The 25,503-nt window shown below is 64.7% G+C and carries 24 protein-coding genes; all 24 read right to left on the bottom strand.

Features of this window, described 5'->3' with window-relative positions; all coding sequences use genetic code 11:
• Positions 1–4 precede the first annotated feature (4 nt).
• Positions 5–436, bottom strand: coding sequence for a DUF2550 domain-containing protein (locus tag QFZ57_RS12565; protein ID WP_306630748.1), 432 nt, complete (start codon positions 434–436; stop codon positions 5–7).
• 10 nt (positions 437–446) lie between these two features.
• Positions 447–731, bottom strand: a complete 285-nt coding sequence (locus tag QFZ57_RS12560) for a F0F1 ATP synthase subunit epsilon (protein ID WP_018760117.1) — start codon at positions 729–731, stop codon at positions 447–449.
• A gap of 1 nt (position 732) precedes the next feature.
• Positions 733–2,187, bottom strand: coding sequence for a F0F1 ATP synthase subunit beta (atpD, locus tag QFZ57_RS12555; protein ID WP_306630747.1), 1,455 nt, complete (start codon positions 2,185–2,187; stop codon positions 733–735).
• Between the two features lie 84 nt (positions 2,188–2,271).
• The gene (locus QFZ57_RS12550; RefSeq protein ID WP_306630746.1) at positions 2,272–3,162 is read right to left on the bottom strand and encodes a F0F1 ATP synthase subunit gamma; all 891 of its coding nucleotides are present in this window, start codon (positions 3,160–3,162) and stop codon (positions 2,272–2,274) included.
• Positions 3,163–3,231: 69 nt separating this feature from the next.
• Entirely contained in the window at positions 3,232–4,869 is a 1,638-nt protein-coding gene (gene atpA, locus QFZ57_RS12545; RefSeq protein ID WP_306630745.1) for a F0F1 ATP synthase subunit alpha, read from the bottom strand.
• A 79-nt stretch (positions 4,870–4,948) separates the two neighbouring features.
• Entirely contained in the window at positions 4,949–5,776 is an 828-nt protein-coding gene (locus QFZ57_RS12540; protein WP_306900508.1) for a F0F1 ATP synthase subunit delta, read from the bottom strand.
• The gene (locus QFZ57_RS12535; protein WP_306630743.1) at positions 5,776–6,327 is read right to left on the bottom strand and encodes a F0F1 ATP synthase subunit B; all 552 of its coding nucleotides are present in this window, start codon (positions 6,325–6,327) and stop codon (positions 5,776–5,778) included. Before QFZ57_RS12535 ends, QFZ57_RS12540 begins: the two co-directional genes overlap by 1 nt.
• 51 nt (positions 6,328–6,378) lie before the next feature.
• Positions 6,379–6,582, bottom strand: coding sequence for an ATP synthase F0 subunit C (gene atpE / locus QFZ57_RS12530; protein WP_009356484.1), 204 nt, complete (start codon positions 6,580–6,582; stop codon positions 6,379–6,381).
• A gap of 109 nt (positions 6,583–6,691) precedes the next feature.
• Positions 6,692–7,492, bottom strand: coding sequence for a F0F1 ATP synthase subunit A (gene atpB / locus QFZ57_RS12525; RefSeq protein WP_306630742.1), 801 nt, complete (start codon positions 7,490–7,492; stop codon positions 6,692–6,694).
• 81 nt (positions 7,493–7,573) lie between these two features.
• Positions 7,574–7,912: an AtpZ/AtpI family protein gene (locus tag QFZ57_RS12520; protein WP_306900507.1), complete on the bottom strand. Its 339-nt coding sequence runs from the start codon at positions 7,910–7,912 to the stop codon at positions 7,574–7,576.
• Positions 7,905–8,387 (bottom strand): hypothetical protein, encoded by a 483-nt coding sequence (locus QFZ57_RS12515; protein WP_306630740.1) that lies wholly within the window; start codon positions 8,385–8,387, stop codon positions 7,905–7,907. Before QFZ57_RS12515 ends, QFZ57_RS12520 begins: the two co-directional genes overlap by 8 nt.
• Positions 8,388–8,486: 99 nt before the next feature.
• Positions 8,487–9,512: an MraY family glycosyltransferase gene (locus QFZ57_RS12510; protein ID WP_306900506.1), complete on the bottom strand. Its 1,026-nt coding sequence runs from the start codon at positions 9,510–9,512 to the stop codon at positions 8,487–8,489.
• Complete coding sequence (locus QFZ57_RS12505; RefSeq protein WP_306630738.1) at positions 9,509–11,377, bottom strand: polysaccharide biosynthesis protein; 1,869 nt, start codon at positions 11,375–11,377, stop codon at positions 9,509–9,511. The genes QFZ57_RS12510 and QFZ57_RS12505 overlap by 4 nt, the downstream gene beginning before the upstream one ends.
• A 99-nt stretch (positions 11,378–11,476) precedes the next feature.
• A complete protein-coding gene (locus tag QFZ57_RS12500) occupies positions 11,477–12,439 on the bottom strand; it encodes a glycosyltransferase (protein WP_306900505.1) in 963 nt (320 codons plus the stop codon).
• Positions 12,440–12,445: 6 nt separating this feature from the next.
• Positions 12,446–13,357 (bottom strand): glycosyltransferase, encoded by a 912-nt coding sequence (locus QFZ57_RS12495; RefSeq protein ID WP_306900504.1) that lies wholly within the window; start codon positions 13,355–13,357, stop codon positions 12,446–12,448.
• A gap of 1 nt (position 13,358) precedes the next feature.
• Positions 13,359–14,174: an L-threonylcarbamoyladenylate synthase gene (locus QFZ57_RS12490; RefSeq protein ID WP_306900503.1), complete on the bottom strand. Its 816-nt coding sequence runs from the start codon at positions 14,172–14,174 to the stop codon at positions 13,359–13,361.
• Positions 14,171–15,070 (bottom strand): peptide chain release factor N(5)-glutamine methyltransferase, encoded by a 900-nt coding sequence (gene prmC, locus QFZ57_RS12485; RefSeq protein ID WP_306900502.1) that lies wholly within the window; start codon positions 15,068–15,070, stop codon positions 14,171–14,173. Before prmC ends, QFZ57_RS12490 begins: the two co-directional genes overlap by 4 nt.
• A 13-nt stretch (positions 15,071–15,083) precedes the next feature.
• The gene (gene prfA, locus QFZ57_RS12480) at positions 15,084–16,157 is read right to left on the bottom strand and encodes a peptide chain release factor 1 (protein ID WP_306630733.1); all 1,074 of its coding nucleotides are present in this window, start codon (positions 16,155–16,157) and stop codon (positions 15,084–15,086) included.
• Positions 16,158–16,411: 254 nt separating this feature from the next.
• Positions 16,412–18,562: a transcription termination factor Rho gene (gene rho / locus QFZ57_RS12475; RefSeq protein WP_306900501.1), complete on the bottom strand. Its 2,151-nt coding sequence runs from the start codon at positions 18,560–18,562 to the stop codon at positions 16,412–16,414.
• A 293-nt stretch (positions 18,563–18,855) separates the two neighbouring features.
• The gene (gene thrB / locus QFZ57_RS12470; protein WP_306900500.1) at positions 18,856–19,830 is read right to left on the bottom strand and encodes a homoserine kinase; all 975 of its coding nucleotides are present in this window, start codon (positions 19,828–19,830) and stop codon (positions 18,856–18,858) included.
• Positions 19,831–19,832: 2 nt separating this feature from the next.
• Positions 19,833–20,939, bottom strand: a complete 1,107-nt coding sequence (thrC, locus tag QFZ57_RS12465; protein WP_306630730.1) for a threonine synthase — start codon at positions 20,937–20,939, stop codon at positions 19,833–19,835.
• Positions 20,940–22,268: a homoserine dehydrogenase gene (locus QFZ57_RS12460; protein WP_306900499.1), complete on the bottom strand. Its 1,329-nt coding sequence runs from the start codon at positions 22,266–22,268 to the stop codon at positions 20,940–20,942.
• On the bottom strand, positions 22,269–23,744 hold the full coding sequence (lysA, locus tag QFZ57_RS12455; protein WP_306900498.1) for a diaminopimelate decarboxylase: 1,476 nt from the start codon (positions 23,742–23,744) through the stop codon (positions 22,269–22,271).
• A 5-nt stretch (positions 23,745–23,749) separates the two neighbouring features.
• A complete protein-coding gene (argS, locus tag QFZ57_RS12450) occupies positions 23,750–25,414 on the bottom strand; it encodes an arginine--tRNA ligase (RefSeq protein ID WP_306630727.1) in 1,665 nt (554 codons plus the stop codon).
• Positions 25,415–25,503 lie beyond the last annotated feature (89 nt).

The following is a 25,503-nucleotide window of genomic DNA, read 5'->3' as shown; positions in this document are numbered from 1 at the left end:
TCGGCTAGCGCCAGGTCCCTACGCCTATCACCGGACCCGCTTCCAGCCAGGATGAAAGACCCGTGTATGCGTCGAACTTCATGGCAAGGTGCAGGTCCTGCCCCTCATACCGGAGTTCGACGATCACCACGTCCGGCTGGACCTTTACGGCCTCGGCCTCCGTTGGTTTCCGGCGGCCCAGGAGCTCCAGCGAACTTCGTTTGAACGTGTACTTGGGGCGGACGCTTAGGGAAATAAGCCTGAACCATTCAAGGTCGTTGTCCTGATAACGACAAACCCCCATCTGCCAGCTGTTTCCAGCAACGCAAATGGAGGCGTCCACCGTGCCGAGGGCACGCCGCAGGTTGAAGCGGCGTACCCCCGAAAGGCACAGTGCAAAGATCAGCAATCCGAACGCGATTGCCAGTGCGATGAACGGAATACCCGGTGCGTCCATCAAGGTCGTGCTAGCGGATCCCAGCGGTAGCCGAGCCGCCCAGCTGGGCGTTGTCAGCAACGATCACCACGCGGTTGTTGTCAACGGAGAAGAAGCCACCGTCCACATCTACCGCAATACGGTCCCCGGACACCGGCTGGATGGCCAGTTCACCCTCGGCCAGGATCGCCAGCAGGGGCGAGTGGCCGGGCAGGATTCCGATTTCACCATCGCTGGTGCGGGCCTTGACCATCTTGGCCGCTCCGGACCACACGAAGTGGTCCGCTGCGACAATCTCAACCTCAAGCTCAGCCATATTACTTGGTCTGTTCCTGGATCTTGGCCCACTGGCGCTCAACGTCATCGAGGCCGCCGACGTTGAAGAACGCCTGCTCCGCGATGTGGTCGAGCTCGCCGTCGCAGATGGCGGTGAAGCCTTCAACGGTGTCCTTGATGGAAACCGTGGAGCCCTCGACGCCGGTGAACTGCTTGGCGGTGTAGGTGTTCTGCGAGAGGAACTGCTGGATGCGGCGTGCACGCGACACGACGATCTTGTCCTCTTCGGAGAGTTCATCGACGCCGAGGATGGCGATGATGTCCTGGAGTTCCTTGTTCTTCTGCAGGATCTGCTTCACACGGACAGCCGTGGTGTAGTGGTCCTTGCCGATGTACTGGGGGTCCAGGATGCGGGACGTGGACGTCAGCGGGTCAACGGCCGGGTACAGACCACGGGAGGCGATTTCACGGGAAAGTTCCGTGGTCGCGTCGAGGTGTGCGAAGGTCGTCGCCGGAGCCGGGTCCGTGTAGTCATCTGCGGGAACGTAGATGGCCTGCATCGAGGTGATGGAGTGGCCCTTGGTGGACGTGATGCGCTCCTGCAGGAGGCCCATCTCATCGGCCAGGTTGGGCTGATAGCCCACGGCAGAAGGCATGCGGCCCAACAGGGTGGACACCTCCGAACCGGCCTGGGTGAAGCGGAAGATGTTGTCGATGAAGAGCAGCACGTCCTGGTTCTGGACATCGCGGAAGTACTCCGCCATGGTCAGCGCGGACAGTGCCACGCGCAGGCGCGTTCCCGGCGGCTCATCCATCTGGCCGAATACAAGGGCGGTGTCCTTGAGGACGCCTGCCTCTTCCATTTCAACCCAGAGGTCGTTGCCCTCACGGGTACGCTCACCCACACCGGCGAATACCGAAGTACCGCCGAAGTTGCGGGCCACGCGGGTGATCATTTCCTGGATCAGCACGGTCTTGCCCACGCCGGCGCCGCCGAACAGGCCGATCTTTCCACCCTTGATGTAGGGGGTGAGGAGGTCGATGACCTTGATGCCGGTTTCCAGCATCTCGGTGGAGCCTTCGAGCGAAGCGAAGCTCGGTGCCTTGCGGTGGATGGGCCAGCGTTCGCTGATGTCCAGCTCCGACTCTTTGACGTCCAGGGGCTGGCCAAGGACGTTAAAGATGTGGCCCTTGACGCCGTCGCCGACCGGCACGGAGATCGGGGCACCGGTGTCCACCACGTTGGTGCCGCGGACCAGGCCGTCGGTCGCCTGCAGCGAGATCGCGCGGATGAGGTTGTCGCCGAGGTGCAGCGCAACTTCGAAGGTGATGGTCTTGGTTTCACCGTTGAGAGTAATCTCGGTGGTGAGGGCGTTGTAGATGGACGGAATTGCGTCGGCCGGGAATTCGACGTCGACAACCGGGCCGATTACGCGCGCAATGCGGCCGGTAGCACCGGACGTTGCGGCTACGTGTTCGGTAGCAGTGGCAGTCATCTCTCTCACTTCACTCAGTAGATGGCGTGGGTTTAAGTTTATCTGTGGTGGTGCAGGTGCTGCGGAATCCGGGCTGGTTGCAAGCTAGGACGCGAGGGCGTCGGCGCCGGCAACAATCTCGGAAAGCTCCTGCGTAATCTCAGCCTGGCGGGCCGTGTTGCGCAGACGCGTGTACTTCTTGATCAGGTCCGTCGCGTTGTCGCCGGCGGACTTCATGGCCCGCTGGCGTGCAGCGAGCTCGGAAGCCGCTGCCTGCAGCATGGCCGCGAAGATGCGTGACTCGATGTAGCGCGGGAGCAAAGCGTCAAGAACGCGCTCTGTTTCCGGCTCGAACTCGTACAGCGGCAACAGGTCAGATTCAGAAGTGGCCTGTTCTTCCACAACTTCAAGCGGGAGCAGGCGGATGACCGTGGGCTCCTGGGTGACCATGGACTTGAAGCGGGTGTAGACAACATGGATTTCGTCCACGCCGCCCTCTTCGAAGTCCGTAGCGAAATCTGCCAGCAGCGCCTCGCCGATTTCACGGGCGGTGATGAACTCGGGTGCGTCGGTGCTTCCGGTCCAGACCCGCGAGTATTCACGGTTCCGGAATTCGTAGTAGGCCTGCGCCTTGCGTCCGACGAGGTACGTCTTGACTTCCTTGCCTTCGGCGTGGAGCAGCTCATTGAGACCCTCCACCTGCTTGAGCACGCTAGCGGAGTACGATCCAGCCAGGCCACGGTCCGAAGTGATTACCAGGACGGCAGCGCGGCGGATTTGCTCCGGCTCGGTGGTCAGCGGGTGGTCGATTTCGCTTTGGCTTGCGACAGCAGAAACGGCGCGTGTAATCGCGTTCGCGTAAGGCAGTGAAGCTGCTACGCGCGCACGGGCCTTGCCGATGCGCGAGGTAGCGATCAGTTCCATCGCCTTGAAGATCTTGCGCATCGACGTGGTCGAGCTGATCTTCTGGCGGTAGACCCGAATCTGGGCTCCCATACTTATCCTTTCCTAACATTCCCTGACCGGTGCGCCGGGCCCGTGGGCCCGGCGCACCGGTCAGTGGAACTAGCGCTTCTGCTTGACGATCTTTTCCTGGTCGACTTCGCCCTCGGAGATAGCTTCATGCTCCTCGTGGCCGGCGCCTACCAAGTGGTTGTCTCCCTCGCCGAAGAAGCCCTTCTTGAAGGCCACGATGGCAGACTTCAGAGCTGCTGCGGTGTCGTCGTCCAGCACGTTGGTCTGGGCCAGCGTAGTGAGGATCGAGGACTTGTGCGCCAGGTGCTCCAGGAACTCGGACTCGAAGCGGCTGATGTCCTCAACCGGCACGTCGTCCAGGTAGCCGTTGGTACCTGCCCAGATGGACACAACCTGGTTCTCCACCGGGAACGGCGAGTACTGGCCCTGCTTGAGCAGTTCCATCAGGCGGGCGCCACGGGTCAGCTGCTGGCGTGATGCGGCGTCAAGGTCAGAAGCGAACATGGCGAATGCCTGCATGTCGCGGTACTGGGCCAGGTCCAGCTTCAACGTACCGGAGACCTTCTTCATGGACTTCACCTGTGCGGCGCCGCCCACGCGGGACACAGACACACCCACGTCAACAGCAGGGCGCTGGTTGGCGTTGAAGAGGTCAGACTGGAGGAAGATCTGGCCATCGGTGATGGAGATGACGTTGGTCGGGATGTAGGCAGAAACATCGTTCGCCTTGGTCTCGATCAGCGGCAGGCCAGTCATGGAGCCGGCTCCCAGTTCGTCGGACAGCTTTGCACAACGCTCCAGCAGGCGGGAGTGCAAGTAGAAGACGTCGCCGGGGTAGGCTTCGCGGCCCGGCGGGCGGCGCAGCAGCAGCGATACGGCACGGTAGGCTTCAGCCTGCTTGGACAGGTCATCGAACACGATGAGGACGTGCTTGCCGCCGTACATCCAGTGCTGGCCGATGGCCGAGCCGGCGTACGGTGCCAGGTACTTGAAGCCCGCGGGGTCGGAAGCGGGAGACGCCACGATGGTGGTGTACTCCAGTGCGCCGTTGTCCTCGAGGGTCTGGCGGATGGCGGCAATGGTGGACGCCTTCTGCCCGATTGCCACGTAGATGCAGCGCACCTGCTTGGTCACATCGCCCGTAGCCCAGTTGGCCTTCTGGTTGATGATGGTGTCGATCGCGATGGCGGACTTGCCGGTCTGGCGGTCACCAATGATGAGCTGGCGCTGGCCGCGGCCGATCGGGATCATGGCGTCGATGGCCTTGAGCCCGGTCTGCATCGGTTCGTGCACAGACTTGCGCTGGGTTACGCCGGGAGCCTGGAGCTCCAGGGCGCGGGTGGTCTCGGCCTTGATCTCGCCGAGGTCGTCGATGGGCATGCCCAGCGGGTCAACAACACGGCCGAGGAAGGCGTCGCCCACGGGAACGGACAAAACCTGTCCGGTGCGGTGGACTTCCTGGCCTTCTTCAATGCCGGTGAAGTCGCCGAGGATGATGACGCCGATTTCGCGGACATCGAGGTTCTGGGCCAGGCCCAGCGTGCCGTCCTCAAAGCGAAGCAGCTCGTTCGCCATGACCGAGGGAAGGCCCTCAACACGTGCGATGCCGTCACCAGCGGTGGTTACGCGGCCGACCTCTACGCGTTCTGCGTTTCCGGGTTCGTAGGACGCCGCGAACTCGTTCAGCGCATTACGGACGTCGTCGGCGTTGATGGTCAATTCGGCCATCTGCAGTCCCTGCTCTCCTGTTTTGTGATCACCGTTGCCGGTGACCGGGGTTTCTATCAGTTGGGTTGTGCTTGTCCGGCTAGCCGGCCAGCTGGCGCTGCAATTGGCCCAGCCGGGTGAGGACCGAAGCGTCGAGCACTTCGTCACCAACCTGGACGCGGATGCCGCCAATGAGTGCCGGGTCAACGTTGATGTTGACCTTCAGTTCCCGTCCGTACAGCGCATTCAGGGCCGCCTGGAGGCGTTCAAGCTGCGTCTGCGTCAAAGGACGGGTCACGCTGACCGTTGCAATCCAGCGCTGCTGCCGCTTTGCCGCCAGCTCGGCGAACCGCTGCACCAGCCGGGTGGGCTTGATGCCGCGGGGCTGGGTGACGGCCTGCCTGATGAGGACTTTGGCTTCCTCGCTTGCGGCAGGCACCAGCTTTTCCGCAAGGGCAGCCTTTGCCGAAGCGCTGGCCTGTGGTTCGGACAGAGCACGTTGTACCTCGTGGCTGGAGGCAACAGCCTGGTTGAAGGAGAACAGATCGTTTTCCAGTTCTTCCAGGCCAGTGATTCCGGAGGCAGAAACGGCCGACTTGTTTTCAGCAACGGAAATGACCACCGTTGCGGCAAGAGTCTCGAGCGCATCGCCGACATCCCGGGCAGTTGCCCAGCGTGAGCTGGCCAGTCCGCCCGCAATCTCTGCAGCATCAGCGGAGACTTTTCCGCCAACCAGCTGCCTGACCAGCGCCGACTTTTCGTCACCGTTGCGGGACGGGTCAGTCAGGGCGCGGCGCAAGCCAGCCGAGCTGTCCACCATTCCCAGAATTCCGAAGAGTTCCTTTGCCAGCTGCAGTGACGCCGTCGGTAGCTTTGCTTCCAACTCTGCCAGCCCTGCTGCCAGCGATTCGCTCGATACGCCTGCCATTACTTAGCTGCACCTGCGCTCTGGGTCTCCAGATCTGCCAGGAACCGGTCCACTACCCGTGCTGCGCGCTCGTCGTCGTTCAGCGCTTCACCGACGATGCGGCCGGCAAGGGTGGTGGCCAGGGTGCCTACCTCCGAACGCAGGGACACAACGGCCGCCTGGCGCTCGGATTCGATCTGGGCATGGGCCTGGGCCGTGATGCGGGCAGACTCTGCAGCTGCCTTCTCCTTCAGATCCGCAAGGATCTGGGCACCTTCGGCGCGGGCTTCCTCGCGGATGCGGTTGGCTTCGGCGCGGGCGTCGGTCAGCTGCTGCTTGTACTCTTCGAGTGCAGCAGACGCCTCAGCCTGAGCCTTTTCAGCCTTGGCAATGCCGCCTTCGATGGCCTCGGCACGCTCGGCGAAGGTCTTTTCGAACATCGGGACAACGAACTTGACCACGATGAACATGAGGATGGCAAAGCCCACGAGGACAACGCCCATTTCCCAGACATTGGGAACCAGGGGGTTGACCTCACCCTCAGTGGCGGCTGAGATGATCAGCTGATTCATATTTCACCCGTCCTTTTCTACTCGGTTCTGAAAGTTCGCTTCGCTCTAGGACTAGAGAACGAAGGCGAAGACCAGGCCGAGGATGGCGAGGGCTTCGGTCAGCGCAAGGCCGAGGAATGCGATCGGCTGCAGCACGCGCTGGGCTTCCGGCTGGCGTGCAACACCGTTGATGTAAGCAGCGAATACGAGGCCAACACCGATACCACCGCCGATTGCGGACAGACCGTAACCTACGAGGTTGAGATTGCCTTCCATTTTTCTTCCTTTCAAGATGCCACCCATGTGGCAGGTTGTTTGGGTTGCTTCATCCCCGCGAGGGGAATTCTTTGAGTGCCGCCGGAGCCGGGCTCCGCGAGGCGTGGGCCTAGTGGCTGTCGGCGTGCAGGGCGCCTTCGATGTAGATCGCGGTCAGCAGCGTAAAGACGTACGCCTGCAGGACCATGATCAGGGCTTCAAGCATGTACATGGCGATGGCACCTGCCAGGACCAGGACGGAGGTTCCCTTGAGCAGGACGTTCTCCTGCATGACGAGGAACTCGATGCCGTACCCGGCGATCATCACGATGAGGTGGCCGGCGAGCATGGTGGCGAACAGACGGAGGCTGTGCGTGACGGGCCGGACCAGGAAGTTGGAGATGATCTCGATCGGGATCACGATCGGAAGGATGAACCAGGGAACACCCGAGGGCACAGTGGCCAGCTTGAAGTAACGCAGTCCGTTCTTCTTGACGCCGATGGCGATCCAGGTGAAGTAGACAATGCCCGCCAGTACATAGGCGCCGCCAACGTGCGAGAACGTGGGGAGCTGGAAGAACGGGATGGCGCCGTAGATGTTGTTGACCAGGATGAAGAAGAACAGGCTGAACAACAGGGGCACATACTTGATGAAGTCCCTGCCGCCAATGATGTCCTTGGCGATTCCGTTGCGGACAAAGCCGTAGGCGGCTTCTCCGGCGAACTGGAGCTTGCCGGGTACCAGCTGCTGCTTGCGTGCGGCCAGCACGAAGAAGACGGCGATAAAGACGACAGAGAGGAGGACCAGCAGCATCTGCTTGGAGAATCCTTCTGCGGCACCCCACGGCAGGATTGCCGGCAAATGCATTTCGTTAATACCAGGAGGAGTGAACTCTCCTGAATCTTGGGCCGGGAGCGCAAGCGCGATCAACGCGTTTCCTCTCTGCAGTGTCCATCATTGGGCGTTGGGCGGGGTCCGGCAGCCTGACAGCCTGCTGTTCCCCCTGTGAAATTATTTGGCATTATCTTCTCCGTCCTGGGACGGTGCGCTGGGAGCATGGCGCTCATCAGCATTTTTGCGGGAACTGGTGAGGCCGTGCATGTGGGAAAGGTAGAAACCTCCGACGGCTCCGAGCAGAGCGCCTGCGAGCACAATCCAGCGCGTTCCCCACAGATAATCCAGTCCCCACCCTATCAAACTCCAGACGATGATTCCGCCAATGATGTAGCTGAATACAGCCATTCCAGCGTTGTAGCCGCCATCGATGGAAGCGTCGGAACGAGTTGCTGCGGAGCCGTTGGATCCACGTTTGCCGTGCGTGGCGCCGGCGGACTTCTTCGGGTCACGCATGGGTTGCTCCCTTGTCTTCTGGATCGTTGTAGATCTGGAGGCGCGCCTTGCTGAAGCCATGGATCTCCGCGGCCTGCCAAAGGACAACGGCAACCACTGCGCCGATGACGAACCAGCGGGCATGCAGCCATTCCGGAGCGCCGATGACGAACAGGATGACGGCAAAGCCGACTACCTTGATCACATAGGTGGCCACGAACATCCCAATGGCGCCGGACGGGTTCCGGCGTCCCACGGCGTGGCCAACCAGCAGGCTGATGCCGAAGAACAGCATGACCAGCAGGCCACCGAGGACACTGGAAAAGGCGCCGGCTGCTCCGTTGAGAAGTCCGGCGGGAATGGCACACAGCGCCAGCCCGGCCGTGGCGGCAATCGAGCTGCGCTTGAGCAGGCCCAGCCACAAGGAAGGTGAGGGACCGGAGGCGCCAACGCGTCCGTTGCCGGAGGCAGGTCCGGACTCGGCGTTGGAGGTCATTCGATCCCAATCGTCGTCACCACGTGGCAGATCACCAGGAGGCAAGGGGTGGAGTGGCAGCTTGGGCTGCCCCTAAATTCTACACGAGATAGAACACCCTTAGGTCACCGGCAGGCGTGTGACCTTGGACCGGCGCCTGTAGCGCCGGATCAGGTCGGGGCTGGCCAGGTAGAGGACGAGTACCAGCATGCTCCCCGCCACGCACAGCGCCACGACAGGCAGTTCTGCGGTGGCAGCAATGAACCCAAGGATGATCACGGCCAGGGTGCACACGGTGACCGCTGCCGCGGACTGCAGGTGGGAGAAGCCCACGTCCGTGAGCCGCTGGTAGACGTGCTCGCGGTGTGAGGCGTACCAGCGTTCCCCCGCCTTGATCCGGCGCAGCAGGGTGTAGCCGGTGTCCGCCGCGTAGACGAGGATCGGCGACAGAACGTACTCCACGTAGACCCCGCCGAGGAAGCCTGCCACCGCCAGGGCGGCTATCGAGGCTCCCAGCAGGTAGCTGCCGACGTCACCCAGGAAGACCGAGCTCCGGCCCAGGTTCCATGGCAGGAAACCGAGGAAGGACATCGCGAGCACGGCGCCGCCTGCGGTCAGCCAGGGTTGTTCGGACAGCATCCCCGCCACCGCGTACGCCCCCCCGGCCGTGACCCCGTGAAGACCCGAAATGCCGTTGACGCCGTCCATGAAGTTGGCGATGTTGACGTAGGCCGCAATTGCCAGGGCGCCCAGGGGCAGCCACCAGAACGATTGCTCCGTGAGGACGATCAGCACGGCGGACCCGACGGCACCGATCCCAAGCTGGGCCGCCGCGCGGCCCCGTATGGACAGTCCGCGCAGGTCTTCAATCCAGCCGACGACGGCGCACCCGGCAATGACGCCGAGCACGACGGCGGACACCGAACGGTCCACCGTGACGACACCCAGCAACACCGCCGCCCCATAGCCGATGACGGTGGCCAGCGCTGTGGCGACGCCCATGCCGCGGATGGTCACTTTGACGTGGGATGACCGTGCGGAAGGAACGTCCACAACACCCATCCGGAACAGCCAGGGTTTGACGGCCAAGGGAAGCAACAGGCTTGCCAGCAGGGTAATTGCAGCCACCAAAGCCAGGGGGATCATGACGCCACCCGGATCTCACCGGCGTCATCGGCCTCGTCATCAGGGATGTCGGAGATGCTCAGGCCCTGTTCTGCCTCGCAGCGCGCCAGCCAGACGTTGAGGTCGAGCTTGTCCGGATCCTGCTCCGTCGCCCGGGTGTGCGAAATTTTCGGGTGCAGGGGGCGCTTGTCGAGTTCCCCGGTGCCCACCAGTTCCTCGTGCAGCTTCTCCCCCGGCCGCAGCCCGGTGTAGATGATTTCCACGTCCTTGCCGGACATGGCAATCATTCGTTGTGCCACGTCGAGGATCCGGACGGGTTCGCCCATGTCCAGGATCAGGACGTCGCCTCCGTTACCGATGGCCCCGGCCTGGATCACCAGCTGGCACGCCTCGGGAATTGTCATAAAGAAGCGGGTGACATCGGGGTCGGTGACGGTGACGGGACCGCCAACACGGATCTGCTCGGTAAAGAGGGGCAGCATCGAACCGCGGCTGCCCATCACGTTGCCGAAGCGGACCGAGACGAACTTGCGACCGGTCTGGCCGGCCATCCATGCGGTCAGCTTTTCGGCAACACGCTTGGAATGGCCAAGGGCGGTGGTGGGGTTCGCGGCCTTGTCGGTGGAGATGTTCACGAAGTGTGACACACCCGAGTGCCGGGCCGCGCGCAGGACATTCAGGGTGCCGCAGACGTTCGTCTTCCAGGCCTCCACCGGGTACTGCTGGAGCAAGGGGGCGTGTTTAAGGGCTGCGGCATGGAACACCACTTCCGGCTGCCGGTCAGCGAAAATTTCCTGCAGCGCATCACCATCCCGGATGTTGGCCAGGACCGTATCCCTGCCGGCCAGCAGCCCCCGGCCGGTGATGGAGATCTGGGTCTGCTGCAGCCCTGTCTCGTCATGGTCCAGCATGATCAGCTCCGCAGGGTGGAACTGCACGATCTGCCGGCAGAGCTCCGAACCGATGGATCCGCCGGCCCCGGTGACCAGCACCCGCTTGCCCGTGATGTAGCCGGCGATCTCGTCAACTTCGATGTCCACGGGGCGCCGGCCGATCAAGTCCTCGACTGCCACATCGCGGAAGTCGGAGAAACCGGCGGGTGCGCCGGTGCCCAGCATGTCACGCAGCGGAGGCAGGACCAGGACGCGCACGTTCAAACCGGCAACAGCGTCCGAGATGCGGCGGACCACACTGGCCTCCACGTGGGCGAAGGCCAGGACCAGCACTTTCGCCCGGGTGCGGCGGATGATCGCGGGCAGGTCATCGCCCCGGCCCTGGACCTGGATGCCGGAAAGCCGCAGGTGCTTCTTGGCGGGGTCGTCGTCCACCAGGCCCACCGGAAAGTACGGGGAATCCGGGTCCTGCAGCATCCGGGCCACCAGCGAGTTGCCGAGGAATCCGGCGCCGTAAACCAGCGTGTTCTGTGCCCCGTCCCCGGGCCGGGCCCTGCCCTCCACGTAAAGCCGTTTGGCGTAGCGGGCGGCGCACATGAAGAGGCAGGCAAAGGGGAAGGCGATCAGGCCAACGCTGCGGCCGATGTTGATCTCTTCGTAAAGCACCAGCAGGCTTGCCGTGATGGTGGCGGCCACGATGACGGTGACGAAAACGAGTGCCCTGGCTTCCTGGAAACTGCCGAACGGATACCGGCCGCGGTAGAGGGCGAGGGAGTAGCCGGCCAGCATCTGTGCCACCACAGCGATGGCGGCGATGAGGCAGGCACCGGCGAACTGTTCCACGCGGATGCCCATCTCGTACCGCAACAGCAGTGCCAGGCCGATGGCCACCACCCACGACATCGAGTCGAGGAAGAGCTGGATCCAGATCCAGAGGGCGGGTTTCTCGTCCCGTACTGCGGCAGGTGCGCGCGTTTCTGATTGTGTACTCAACGAAAGATGCAACCGACTTCCACTACCACGGCGGCCAGGCGCCTGTTACAAAATACCCCGCCGCGAGACTGTCGGACGGCGTCGGGGCCTAGAACGATACTAATCGCTCCGGGTTCCGCTGCCCGGATACACCGGCAGCGGCGGCATGGCTTTCCACCCGGCGTCGGCGAGGATGGTGCGCGATTCACGCCATCCCCGCCACAGCGCGCCGGCCCCTTTGAGGGTCCGCTCGACCAATACCAGCCTTGCAAGTTCCTTGAGGAAGGTCAGTGCCGTCCCCACCGCGAAACCGGCCCGGTTGTACTTGCCGTAGGCCCGCAGGTAGTGGGCCACATGTCCGCGGTTGCGCATCACGTAGCGGCGGCTCAGGTCAGAGGAATCGTTGAGGTGCCGGAGCCCCAGGTCCACCTGGCGCTGTGCCCGGACCTTCTTGATGACAAAGGCATTGACGTACACCACGGGGGTTTGCTGCGCGGCAAGCCAGCCGTAGATGAGGTCGTCCCAGGTGATGAAAAAACGCGGATCCGGCAGCCCGATGGCCCGGGCCACTGAGGCCTTGATGAGCATGCCTTCGAAGTTCCCCACATTGGTGTGGAATACATCCGAATGCCGGAACACATCACGCGAGACGGGGAGGAAGACTCCGAGCGCCTCGACGAAATGATGCTGCCAGAAGAACGGTTTGCCGTTGGCGTCGTACCGGCGGCCGATCATGCAGGAATAGTCCGGCGTGAACTTATCCAGGGCTGCCACGGCGCCCGGAAGGACTTCCACGTCGTCGTCCATCAGCCACAGCCATTCGGCGCCGGCGTCCAGCGCCAGTTCCACGCCCCGGGAAAAGCCACCGGCCCCGCCTAGGTTCCGGTCGAGCCGTTCGTACTGGATGGCCGGCCCGCCGGCAGCGATGGCCTGGGCAACCACGTCCGGCGTATGGTCGCTGCTGGCATTGTCCACCACCAGAATGCGCTCAGGTGCAGTGTCCAGCCGGGCAAAGGAATCGAGCAGGTTGCGCAGGAAGTCGGCGCGGTTGTAAGTGACTACGACGGCGTACAGGTTCTCCACGGCGGCCTAGTTGTTGGCGGACATCAGTTCCGCGGGCGAGCCGAAGCCCTTGCCACGGAAGCCGGTTGAGTAGGCCTTGAACCAGTGCGCCAGGCCCCTGAGGTCACCGGTCTTCAGGAAGTAGAAGGGGAAACCGACAATGTCCGCGCTGAACCAGCGCAGGTTCCGGTACTTGCGGGTCAGGTAACCGCGGTTGCGGAAGTAGCAGTAGCGCTTGAACTCGCCTTCCGGGATGACGGGTGTGATGAATCCGCCGAACACCGGTTTCATCTCGGTCCATGTGGCGGGGTGCTGGACCGCCACGGTGGCAAGCGTGCCGTACTTGAGCCCGGCCTTTTTGACCCGGGAGAGGAAATCCACTTCATCGCCCCGAATGAAGAACTTCACGTCCGGAATGCCGATCTTGTAGAAAACCTCGGTGCGGATCAGCGCACCGTTGAAGAAATGGACCATGTCCGGAAGGTAGCCCATGGGCGCCAGCCGGGACCGGTCGTTGGTCAGCAGCCCGTTGATGCGGAAGTTGAAGGAAAGCCGGTTGGGATCGGCCGTGGCGGCCACCAGCGGGCTGACGATGTCCAGCTGATGCTCATCCGCGGTGCGGAGCAGTTCCGCCAGGCAGCTGGCGTCCTCCGGATGGCCGTCGTCGTCCATCATCCAGATCCATTCCGCTCCGCTGGCCATGGCGGCCAGGATGGCGTAGGCAAACCCACCGGCGCCGCCGAGGTTTGCTTCGGAGCGCAGGTAGTTGATGTTGGCTGCTCCCACGGCGTTGACGACGTCGGTGGCAGGGATGGTGCCGGAGTCCACCAAGGCGATGGAATGGATCGGTGCGCTTTGGGCGGCCAGGCCTTTCAGGAGCAGGGCCAGCTCCTCGTGGCGGTCAAAGGTCACGGCCGCTACGGCAACTTTGGGCTGCATGTCAGTTCCCGGGAACATTGTGGGCATCACTTACGGCGCCGCTGCCGGAGCCTGTGGCGGCTTCAGGCGCGCGTGCTTCCGGTTCCGCCACTGGCTCCGCGTCTTCCGGTTCCACCGCTGGCTCCGTGTCTTCCGGTTCCACCGCTGCCATGGGGATTTCGCCGAGCCCCAGGACACCCGGAACCTGTTCCCGGAGCTGTTCCAGGCTCACTGCTCCGTTGCGCACCACGCGCAGGACGGGCCCGGTGGCATCCACGATGGTGGACGCCACGCCGGCTTCGCCCTCCAGCGGACGCGGCCCACCCTCCAGGTAGACCTCGACCGAGTCCGCCAGCTGTTCCCGCGCCGCTGCGGCGGTCTGGGCCGGAGCCTGGCCGGTACGGTTGGCCGACGAAACGGCAAGCGGGCCCGTCAGGGTCAGCAGTTCCAGTGCAACTTCGTCGGCGGGCATCCGGAGCGCCACGGTCCCCTTGGTTTCGCCAAGGTCCCAGTCAAGCGACGGCTGGGCGTGCAGGATCAGGGTCAGGCCGCCGGGCCAGAACGCCTCGGCCAGCTTGCGGGCGTCGGCCGAAACCTCGGTGGCCAGGCCGTCCAAGGCGTTGATGCGCGGAATCAGGACGGGCGGGGGCATGGTGCGGCTGCGCCCCTTTGATACCAGCAGCATGGTGACGGCCTGCGGCGAGAATGCGTCTGCGCCGATGCCATAAACAGTGTCCGTGGGGAGCACGACGCACTTCTTTTCGTTGATGGCACGCTGGGCGTGCTCCAGCCCCTGTGCCCGCTCGTCGTCAATGGTGCAGTCATATGTTGTGGTCACTGGCCCATTCTTTCATTCCGTGTGGTCTGGTCTGCGAGAACGGCACTGGTGGCGCGCTCCTTGCCGTTAAGGTCCAGGTGGGTGGTGATGGCTGTCCAGGATCCGGTGCTGGCAAGCATGGCGGCGATCCAGCCGGACTGGACTTCCGCGTGTTCCATCACGAAGTAGCCCCCGGGGCGCAGCAGCCGGGCGGCGGTGGCCGCCGCCGCCGTCGGAAGTTCCATGCCGTCCGCTCCCCCGCCGTACAAAGCCTCCGGCGGGTCGTGCAAGGCTACTTCGGGCTCGTTGGGGATGGCTTCGGCCGGGATGTACGGCGGGTTGGACACGACGACGTCGACTGTCCCGTTGAGTTCCGGAAATGCGTCGCGCAGGTCCCCCAGGACAAGATTGACGCCCAGCGGGGCCAGGTTTTTTGCCGCCCAGGCGTGCGCGAAGGGGCTGAATTCGACGGCATGCACCTCGGCGCCGGGTACTTCGTGCGCGATGGAACCCGCGATGGCCCCCGAGCCGGTCCCCAGGTCAACGATCCGGGGGTTCCGGATGTCCTTGACCTGGTTGATGGCCAGCTGAACCACGGACTCGGTCTCCGGTCGGGGAATGAACACACCCGGGCCCACTGCCAGTTCAAGGTAACGGAAGTGCGCGACTCCGGTGATGTGCTGCAGCGGGATGCGGCGGGCACGCTCGGCGACAAGCTCGGCGTATCCCTGGGGCACGGGCGTGTCACCCAGCATCAGGGCGCGGAGGCGCCCCAGCCCGACATTGAGGAGATGGTCCGCCAGCAGCTCGGCGTCGGCCCGGGGACTGGGGACGCCGGCCTCGGCCAGGACCGCCGCGGCCTCACGGACCGCCGCGGCCAGGGACTGGGCATGCGCCACGTGGGTGGGCTCGCTCATGGGACGCTCCCGGTCAGTCGCCGATGGCGTCCAGCCGCGCCTGCTCGTCCATCTCGATCGCAGACTGGATGACCGGTTCCAGGTCCCCGTTCATGACCTGGTCCAGGTTGTAGGCCTTGTAGCCGGTACGGTGGTCAGCGATCCGGTTCTCGGGGTAGTTGTAGGTGCGGATCCGCTCGGAGCGGTCCATGGTGCGGATCTGCGACTTGCGCTGGGCCGAGTTTTCGGCGTCGATCTGCTCCTGCTGGTGCGCCAGGATGCGTGCCCGGAGCACGCGCATGCCGGCCTCGCGGTTCTGCAGCTGGGATTTCTCGTTCTGCATGGCCACCACGATGCCGGTGGGAAGGTGCGTGATGCGGACGGCGGAGTCCGTGGTGTTGACCGACTGTCCGCCCGGGCCCGAGGAGCGGTACACGTCGATCTTGAGGTCGTTCTGGTTGATCTCAAGCTCTTCGGGCTCATCGACTTCGGGCAGGACCAGCACGCCCGCCGCGGACGTGTGGATCCGGCCCTGCGATTCAGTTACGGGAACGCGCTGGACACGGTGCACGCCGCCTTCGAACTTGAGCCGGGCATAGACACCCTCGGCGGGATCGTTGGAATTGCCCTTGACGGCCACCTGGACGTCCTTGTACCCGCCGAGGTCCGACTCGGTGGCGGAAATGATTTCAGTCTTCCAGCCGCGGGACTCCGCGTACCGGGTGTACATGCGCAGCAGGTCGCCGGCGAACAGGGCAGCCTCGTCGCCGCCTTCACCGCCCTTGACTTCGAGGATCACGTTGCGGGCGTCGTCAGGATCGCGCGGGATGAGCAGCCGGCGCAGTTTCGCCGAAGCAACCTCCAGCGCCTGCTCCAGCTCAGGAACCTCGGCAGCGAACTCGGGATCCTCCCCAGCCATCTCCTTGGCAGCTGCCAGGTCATCCTGGATAGCCTCCCACTTGTGATAAGCCTCAACAATGCCATTAAGCTGAGCCGAACGCCGCCCCAGCTTCCGGGCAAGCCGCTGATCAGCGTAAACAGCAGGATCCCCCAGCTGCGCCTGGATAGCATCATGCTCATCAAGCAGGCCCTGTACGGACTCAAACATTCTTCAAAACCTTTCGACGCGCTGGGAAACAGTCTAGTTTCGCCGAGCGACTGATGAGACAACGGCGTGGCGTTCGGATTTTGCCGCCCCGGGAGTGGCATCGGGCCTGCCGGAGCCGGGAGGCTGACGATCGAAGATCGAAAGCCTCCCAGCGTAGGGGCGGGGGCGGCAAAATCCGAACGACAAAGGGGCGGGGGCGGAACATCCGCGCGGCGCCCACCGCACGAACGCTCCAGCGCCCGCCCCTGACTCAGCTACTTGTCGTTATCCGACTTCGCGCCAAGCGTCGTCTTCTGGACCTGCATGAGGAACTCGACGTTGCTCTGGGTTTCCCGGATCTTGTTGGTGAGCAGTTCAAGGCTCTGCTGGGTCTCGAGTCCGGAGAGGACGCGGCGCAGCTTCCACATGATCTTGACTTCCTCGGGCGAAAGCAGGTTTTCCTCGCGGCGGGTGCCGGACGCGTTTACGTCCACGGCGGGGAAGATGCGCTTGTCGGCCAGCTGGCGGGACAGGCGCAGTTCCATGTTGCCGGTGCCCTTGAACTCTTCGAAGATGACCTCGTCCATCTTGGAGCCGGTCTCCACGAGGGCGGTGGCCAGGATGGTGAGCGAGCCGCCGTTTTCGATGTTGCGGGCAGCACCGAAGAAGCGCTTGGGCGGATAGAGGGCGGCGGAGTCCACGCCACCGGACAGGATACGGCCGGAGGCCGGTGCTGCCAGGTTGTAGGCGCGGCCAAGGCGGGTCATGGAGTCCAGGAGGACCACCACGTCCATGCCCATTTCCACGAGGCGCTTGGCGCGTTCGATGGAAAGTTCGGCGACGGTGGTGTGGTCGTCGGCGGGGCGGTCGAAGGTGGAGGCAATGACCTCGCCCTTGACGGTGCGCTGCATGTCCGTGACTTCTTCGGGCCGTTCGTCAACCAGCACCATCATGAGGTGGACCTCAGGGTTGTTGGTGGTGATTGCGTTGGCGATGGACTGCAGGATGAGCGTCTTGCCGGCCTTGGGCGGGGAGACGATCAGGCCGCGCTGGCCCTTGCCGATCGGGGCCACGAGGTCGATGACGCGGGGACCGATTTTCTTGGGGTCGGTTTCCAGGCGCAGGCGCTCGGACGGGTACAGCGGAACCAGCTTGGCGAACTCGACGCGGTCCTTGAGTTCTTCCGGGGTCTTGCCGTTGACGGACGTTACGCGGACCAGGGCGTTGAACTTCTGGCGGGCGGACTGCTGGCTGCGGTCTTCGCCTTCACGTGGTGCCCGGATGGCGCCCACAACGGCGTCGCCCTTGCGCAGGTTGTACTTCTTGACCTGGGCCAGGGAGACGTAGACGTCGTTCGGGCCCGGCAGGTAACCGGAAGTGCGGATGAACGCGTAGTTCTCCAGGACGTCCAGGATGCCGGCAACCGGCAGCAGGACGTCGTCCTCTGTGACCTCGACGTCGTCCACGTCAGGACCCTGGTTGCGGCCACGGCGGCGGTCGTTGCGGTCGCGGAAGCGGTCGTTGCGGGAGTTGTCCCGGTCCTGCCCGCCGGAGCGGTCATTGCGGTCGTTCCGGTCGCGGCGGTTCCGGCGGTTGCGGCGGCTTCCGCCGTCAGCGTCATCGCCATCGCGGGTGTCGCGGGTTTCCCGGCTGCCTTCACGCTGGCCTGCATCGCGGCTGCCGCTGTTGTCGCGGCCGCCGTCCGAATCACGGGAGGTGTTGTCGCGGCCGCGGGTGCGCCCGCCTTCACGGCGTTCGCCGCGCTGGCCTGCGTCTCCCGCTTCAGTTGCGGGAGCTTCAGTGCGCTGCTCGCCTGAACGCTGTTCCGTGGCGGGCTGTTCCGCCGGGGTTTCCGCCGGGGCTTCCTGGATGGAGGCGGCAGCGGCTTCGCCGCGGCGGCGGTTGCGGGTGCGCGGCTGGCGGCGCTCAGGGGCGCCTTCGGTTGCCTCCGTGGTTTCCGCAGGGGCGGCCGACGGCACCTCGTCGGTTGCGCCGGCAGGCGCGGCGGAGGTTTCCACTACGGGGGTTTCGGTTGCCGGGGCAACCACGCCGTCACTGACGGCGCGGCGGCTGCGGCCGCGTCCGCGGGCACGGCTGCCTTCAACGGCGGGAGCTTCGGCGGCCGGGGCCTCCGGAGCAGAAGCCGGTGCAGCTGCGGCCGGGGCCACGATGGATTCCCGAGCCTTTTCCGCTGCCTTTGCGGGGGCCTTGACGGTAGGCGTTCCTGCACGGTGGGCGGAAATGGCCGAGACCAGGTCCCCCTTGCGCATGCGGGAGCCGCCGGAAATACCGAGCTGGCTGGCGAGGGCCTGCAGCTGGGCGAGCTTCAGGCCGGCGAGGCCGCTGCTCTTGGCGGTTGCGGCCGGTGATTCGGCAGCAGAAGTTGTGTGTTCCACAGCTGGCGACAGCTCAGTGGTTTCGGTCACGAAGGATCCTTCCCCCTCGACGGCGTCCAGACTGGGAGCTGGGCGCGATGATTTGATCTGGGCTGCAGTTCAGATTTGCAGCCGGGATTTCGGCCTTGCCGGTTGGATATCGGCCAGCAGGGCCGGATACTGATACACCTTGCGTTGTGCCCATGGCGCAACGCCGGGCTGACGGTTCAGGGGCAGTTGAATGCTGCAGATTCCTGCGACAGACCAAGCAGGCGGCACCGGAATACATTCACAGTGGTAGATCAAATAGCAACTGGATGCAGAAGCAGATCAGATAGGCGGAATTACCGCCGGTGCAGTTCAACCTTAGCACCTTCGACGTCCACTGCGAGCTTCAGCACGCGCCAGCCGATGTCCGGCGTGTTCTCCGCCGTATAGGCCTCAATCAAGGCAAGGGCATTGCCCGCCTGCTCTTCACCGTTCGCCAGCACCAGCACGGTGGGCCCGGCCCCGGAAACCACTGCGGCATAGCCGGCTGCGCGAAGTGCCCCGATGAGCACCGCACTGGGCCGCATGGCTTCAGCACGATAGCTCTGGTGCAGGTAGTCCTCAGTGCCCGGCAACAGGAATTCGGGCTTCTGCGTCAGCGCATGGATCAGCAGTGCTGCCCGGCCGGAGTTCATGGCGGCCGCGTGGTGTCCCACGGATGCCGGGAGCAGTGCGCGGGCCGCTTCGGTGGAGAGTTCGAAGTCGGGTACCGCCACGATGGGAATAACGGACCCGGCCACGGTGGCACTGGTGCTGCTGTACTGCTCACTGTCCTGCCACGACAGCGCCAGGCCGCCGAAAATGGCGGGAGCCACGTTGTCCGGATGGCCCTCCAGTTCGCTGGTGAGCTGGAGGATCCAGTCCTTTCCGCGCTGGTCTTCGGCCGGCACCATCGCGTTGGCAGCCGACACCGCGGCCACCACGGCCGACGCGGAGGAACCGAGCCCCCGGCCGTGCGGGTTCACATTTTCGGCAACCACCCGCAGGCCGCCGTGGCGGTAGCCCAGCCGTTCGAAGGCCGCATCCATGGCGCGGACCACCAGGTGGCTGGCATCCCGGGGCAGGGTGTCCGCACCCTCGCCGCGGAGCTCGAACACGAGTTGGTCCGTGCCGAGGCTTTCCACGGTGAGGGTGTCATGCAGGGCCAGCGCGAGGCCCAGACTGTCATAACCGGGACCGAGGTTGGCGCTGGTGGCGGGGACGCGGACAGTGACGCACTGCCCCGGCTCAATCAGTTGCAGGCCGACGGCGGCCTGCGAGGTGGTGTCCAAGGCTACTTTTCTTCCAGTCCCAGCTCAGCGGCAACGGTCACCACGTCGTTCGGAACCTTAACCGGCTGGACGTCGCTGCCATCCTCGGTGCGCAGGGCCCACTGGGGATCCTTCAGGCCGTGCCCGGTGACCGTGATGACGATGGTCTTGCCGGACGGCACCTCGCCGGCGGCGTGCTTCTTCAGAAGCCCGGCAACGCCTGCTGCAGACCCCGGCTCCACAAAGACGCCTTCCCGTGAGGACAGCCAGCGGTGGGCGTTGAGGATCTCGTCGTCGGTAACCGCGTCGATGAACCCGCCGGACTCATCGCGGGCAGCGATGGCGCCGTCCCAGGAAGCAGGGTTGCCGATCCGGATTGCGGTGGCGATCGTGTCCGGTTCCGTGATGGGGTGGCCAGCTACGAAGGGCGCGGCCCCGGCTGCCTGGAAGCCCCACATCGCGGGGGTCCTGGTGGCAACGGCGGGCAGCGTGCCGGCTGTGTCGGACTCGAACGGAGCGGAGTACTCCTTGTAGCCCTTCCAGTAGGCAGTGATGTTTCCGGCGTTTCCTACCGGGAGGACGTGGATGTCGGGGGCGTCACCGAGTGCGTCGACGATCTCGAACGCACCGGTCTTCTGTCCCTGGATGCGCGCCGGATTGACGGAGTTGACCAGGAATACCGGGTAGGACTCCCCCAGTTTCCGGGCGATGTCGAGACAGTTGTCAAAGTTGCCGTCCACCTGGAGCAGGGTGGCGCCGTGGGCGATCGCCTGGCTCAGCTTGCCCATGGAGATCTTGCCTTCAGGCACCAGGACGGCGCACTTGAGGCCTGCCGCCGTTGCGTAAGCAGCAGCAGAGGCAGAGGTGTTGCCTGTGGAAGCACACACCACAGCCTTGGCCCCGGAGGCCACCGCAGCGGTCATGGCCATGGTCATGCCGCGGTCCTTGAAGGAACCGGTGGGGTTCATACCCTCAACCTTCAGGTACACCTCCGAGCCGGTGAGCTCGGAAAGCTTCTGCGCGCGCACCAGCGGGGTGCCTCCCTCACCCAGGGTGATGACCCTGGTGGATTCCGTCACGGGCAGACGGTCAGCGTATTCGCGGATGACACCGCGCCATTGGTGAGCCACTTAGACTCCTTCTACCCGCAGAACGGATGTAACTGAATTGATGACGTCCAGGCCCTTTACGGCCTCGACGGTGGCTGCAAGGGCAGCCTCTGATGCGCGGTGGGTGACGATCCGCAGTTCGGCCGACTCAACGTTGGACTCGGCGTCGCGGTGGATGGTCTGCCGCATGATTTCGATGGACACGCCGTGCTCGGCGAACAGCTGGGCGATCCTGGCGAGGACGCCGGGCTGGTCCGCCACGTCGAGGCCGATGTAGTAGCTGGTGACGGCGGCGTCGATGGGCAGCGCCGGCACGTGGCCCGTGGTGGTCTCGGTGCGTCCGGGGCCGCCGAGAACCAGGCGGCGGGCTGCCGAGACGAGGTCGCCCAGTACGGCGGATGCTGTAGGGGTTCCGCCGGCGCCCTGGCCGTAGAACATCAGCTCGCCGGCGTTCTCCGCCTCGATGAACACGGCGTTGAAGGCGCCGCGAACGGCGGCCAGCGGGTGCTCGCGTGGCAGGAGCGTGGGGTGGACGCGGACGGAAACGCCCTCGCTGCCGTCTGCTTCCGTGCCTGCAGCGGGCAGCTTCTCAGCGATGGCCAGCAGCTTGATGACAAAGCCGGCGTCTTTTGCGGCGGCGATGTCCGCGGCGCTGACGGAGGTGATGCCTTCGCAATGCACATTTTCGAGGGCGAACCGCGTGTGGAACGCAAGGGACGCGAGGATCGCGGCCTTCGCCGCGGCGTCGTGGCCTTCGACGTCGGCAGTGGGGTCCGCTTCGGCGTAGCCAAGGCGCTGGGCTTCCGCGAGGGCGTCGGCAAACTGGGCGCCGGTGCTGTCCATCTGGTCAAGGATGAAGTTGGTGGTGCCGTTGACGATGCCCAGCACCCGGGTGATCCGGTCGCCGGAAAGGCTGTCGCGGATGGGGCGGAGGATGGGGATGGCTCCGGCCACGGCGGCCTCGTAGGAAAGCTGGACGCCGGCTTTGTCGGCTTCTTCGTAAAGCGTGGGGCCGTCCTGGGCCAGGAGCGCCTTGTTGCCGGTGACCACGCAGGCGCCGTTGCGCAGCGCGGAGAGGATCAGCGTGCGGGCAGGTTCGATGCCGCCCATCAGTTCGATCACCAGGTCGGCGTCCTTGACCAGGGTATCGGCGTCGGTGGTGAAGAGCTCCTGCGGCAGGTCCACGTCGCGCGGGGCGCTGACGTTGCGCACGGCGATGCCGCTGAGCTGCAGTCGGGCACCGGTCCGGGCGGCAAGGGTGTCGGCATCCTCAATGAGAATCCGCGCAACCTGGGCCCCAACGTTGCCACAGCCCAGCAGGGCTACTTTCAGCGTTCGCATTTCCGTCATTCAGGCTCCCATGTCGCGGTTCAGCAGATCTTCTTCGGTTTCCCCGCGGACAATCAGCCGGGCAGATCCGTCGCGCACCGCGACAACGCCCGGCCGGGCCAGATAGTTGTAGTTGCTTGACAGGGCCCAGCAGTAGGCGCCGGTCCCCGGTACGGCAAGCAGATCACCGGCTGCCACGTCCTCGGGCAGATATACATCTCTAACAACTATGTCGCCGCTCTCGCAATGTTTGCCCACCACGCGGGACAGCTGCGGCGCGGCGGAGGACGTGCGGGACGCCAGGACGGCCGAATAATCCGCGTCGTACAGCACCGGCCGGGCGTTATCGCTCATGCCGCCGTCCACCGAAACATACCGGCGCAGATACGTAACGTTGTTGCCGCCGTCACCGGCGGTTGAGGTGGCGGGAGCGTCGACGCGAACGGTCTTCAGCGTGCCCACCTCGTACAGGGTGAACGTGGTGCTGCCCACGATGGCGCGGCCCGGCTCAATGGAAATCCGGGGAGAATCGATGCCGAGCTCGGCGCAGGTGGAACGCACGACGGCGGCCATCGCCTGCGCGATGTCCGCTGCGGGGCGGGGGGTGTCCACCGGAGTGTAGGCAATGCCGTAGCCACCGCCGAGATCCAGCTCCGGCATCGCGATGGAGTACTTTTCCTGCATCGCTGCGAGGAAGCGGAGCAGCTTCTCCGCTGCCATGGCGAAGCCATCCGGCTCGAAGATCTGGGAGCCGATGTGGCAGTGCAGGCCCAGCAGCTCGATGCCGGGGTGTGCCGTGGCAGCAGCCACCGCCTCCTCGGCAGCGGACAGGCCAGCCTGGTCTGTGGTGTCTGCCGCCATGGAGAGGCCAAACTTCTGGTCCTCGTGGGCGGTGGCGATGAACTCGTGGGTGTGGGCATGGACGCCGGGGGTAAGCCGCAGCATGACCTTGGCCTGCTCCCCACGGGCTTGGGCGATGTCACCCACGCGGACAAGCTCGGCCAGGCTGTCCACCACAATCCGGCCCAGTTTCATGTCCAGGGCGCGCTTGATCTCACCGTCGGACTTGTTGTTGCCGTGCAGCGCCACCCGCTCCCCAGGTATTCCGGCGCGGGCTGCCACTGCCAGTTCGCCCCCGGATGCGGTGTCCAAACACAGCCCTTCCTCTTCCACCCACTTCACCACTGCGGTGCAGAGGAAGGATTTTCCGGCGTAGTAGACGTCCACCCCGCCGCAGATATCGGCGAACGCGGCGTCAAAGGAATCCTTGAACGCGCGGGCCCGGGCACGGAAGTCGGCCTCGTCCATCACGAACAGGGGGGTGCCGAACTGCTCCTTGAGCTCCTGAACGTCCACGCCGCCCACGGCGAGGGCACCGGAGTCGCTGCGGACCACGCTGCCGGCCCACATGGGCTCATGCAGCGTGTTGAGGTCGGCCGGCACCTGCAGCCATTCCGGGGCAAGCGGGGACGCGGCGGTGCTTGGGAATACTGGCATGGCGCTTACATCCGTTCCGGGGCTGAAACGCCCAGCAGGTCGAGTCCGTTGGCCAGCACCTGGCTGGTGGCGTCGTTGAGCCACAGCCGGGTGCGGTTGAGGTCGGTCACCGCTTCGTCGCCCATGGGGGCAATGCGGCACGCGTCGTACCAGCGGTGGTAGGCCCCTGCGATCGCCTCAAGGTGACGGGCCACGCGGTGCGGTTCGCGCAGTTCGGCCGCCTTGGCCACGATCGACGGGTAGCTGCCCAGGTAGGACAACAGCTCGTTCTCGGTGGCGTGGTCAAGCAGCGAGGCGTCAAAGCTGTCTTTGCCGTCCACACGGCGTTCCACGCCCGCTGCCACGGCATTGCGGGCCGCGCCGCGCGAGCGGGCATGGGCGTACTGCACGTAGAACACCGGGTTCTCGTTGCTGTGCTTCTTCAACAGTTCCGGATCGAGGGTCAGCGGCGAATCTGCGGGGAACCGGGCCAGCGAGTAGCGGACGGCGTCCTTGCCCAGCCAGTCGATCAGGTCCTTGAGCTCGATGATGTTGCCGGCGCGCTTGGACAGCTTGGCGCCGTTTACGGACACCAGCTGGCCAATCAGCACCTCGATGTTCACTTCGGGATCGTCGCCGGCGGCAGCCGCGATGGCCTTGAGCCGGTTGATGTACCCGTGGTGGTCGGCGCCCAGGAGGTAGATCTTCTCCGTGAAGCCGCGGTCCTTTTTGGACAGGTAGTACGCCGCGTCGGCGGCGAAGTAAGTGGGTTCGCCGTTGGCGCGGATCATCACACGGTCCTTGTCATCGCCAAAGTCCGTGGTGCGCAGCCAGACCGCACCGCCGTCGTCGAACACGTGGCCCTGTTCGCGAAGGCGCGCCACGGCACTTTCAATGGCGCCGGCGTCGTGCAGTTCCTGCTCGGAGAAGAAAACGTCGAACTCGACGCCGAAGTCCGCCAGGGTGGCCTGGATGTCCTTCATCTGGGCTTCATAGGCGGCGGCGCGGATGACCGGCAGGGCTGCCACTTCAGTGAGCTCACGGATATCAGGGTGTGCGGTGAGAACCTCATGGCCAAGGTCGGCGATGTACTGCCCGGGGTAGCCGCCGTCGGGCACGGGAAGGCCATGCAGGCGGGAGTACACGGAGGTGGCGAACGTGTTCATCTGCGAGCCGGCATCGTTGATGTAGTACTCGGCCGTGACGTCCGCGCCGGATGCCCGCAGCACGCGCGCGATGGCGTCACCCAGGGCGGCCCAGCGGGTGTGGCCGATGTGCAGCGGACCTGTGGGGTTGGCGGACACGAACTCCATGTTGACGGTGTGCCCGGCGAGCGCGGTGTTGGTGCCGTACTCCTTGCCGGCCTCGACAATGGCCTTGGCCAGGGCGCCCGCGGCTGCGGCGTCCACGGTGATGTTCAGGAAGCCGGGGCCTGCGATATCCACCGCGGAGACGCCGTCGATCGACTTCAGCCGGCTGCTGAGGATGGTGGCGAACTCACGCGGGTTGGTGCCTGCCTGCTTGGCGAGCTGGAGGGCTATGTTGGTGGCCCAGTCGCCGTGGTCCCGGTTCTTGGGCCGCTCCACACGCACCTCAGCCGGAATGGCTGACGCCGCAAGGGCAATATCGCCGGCGGCGACGGCGTCCTTGAGGCAGGCGGATATGGCGAGGGAAAGTTCTTCGGGAGTCACCCCTCTAGCCTACCGGGGGCCAGAGACAGCAAAGAATTTGACCGCCTTGGCTGACGTCCGGCGCGGAAAAGAATGGTGACCCGGCGACG

It is taken from the genome of Arthrobacter sp. B1I2 (assembly GCF_030816485.1).
Classification (GTDB): domain Bacteria; phylum Actinomycetota; class Actinomycetes; order Actinomycetales; family Micrococcaceae; genus Arthrobacter.
Note: the sequence above shows the minus strand (reverse complement) of the source record. Positions and strands in the feature narration are given on the sequence as shown.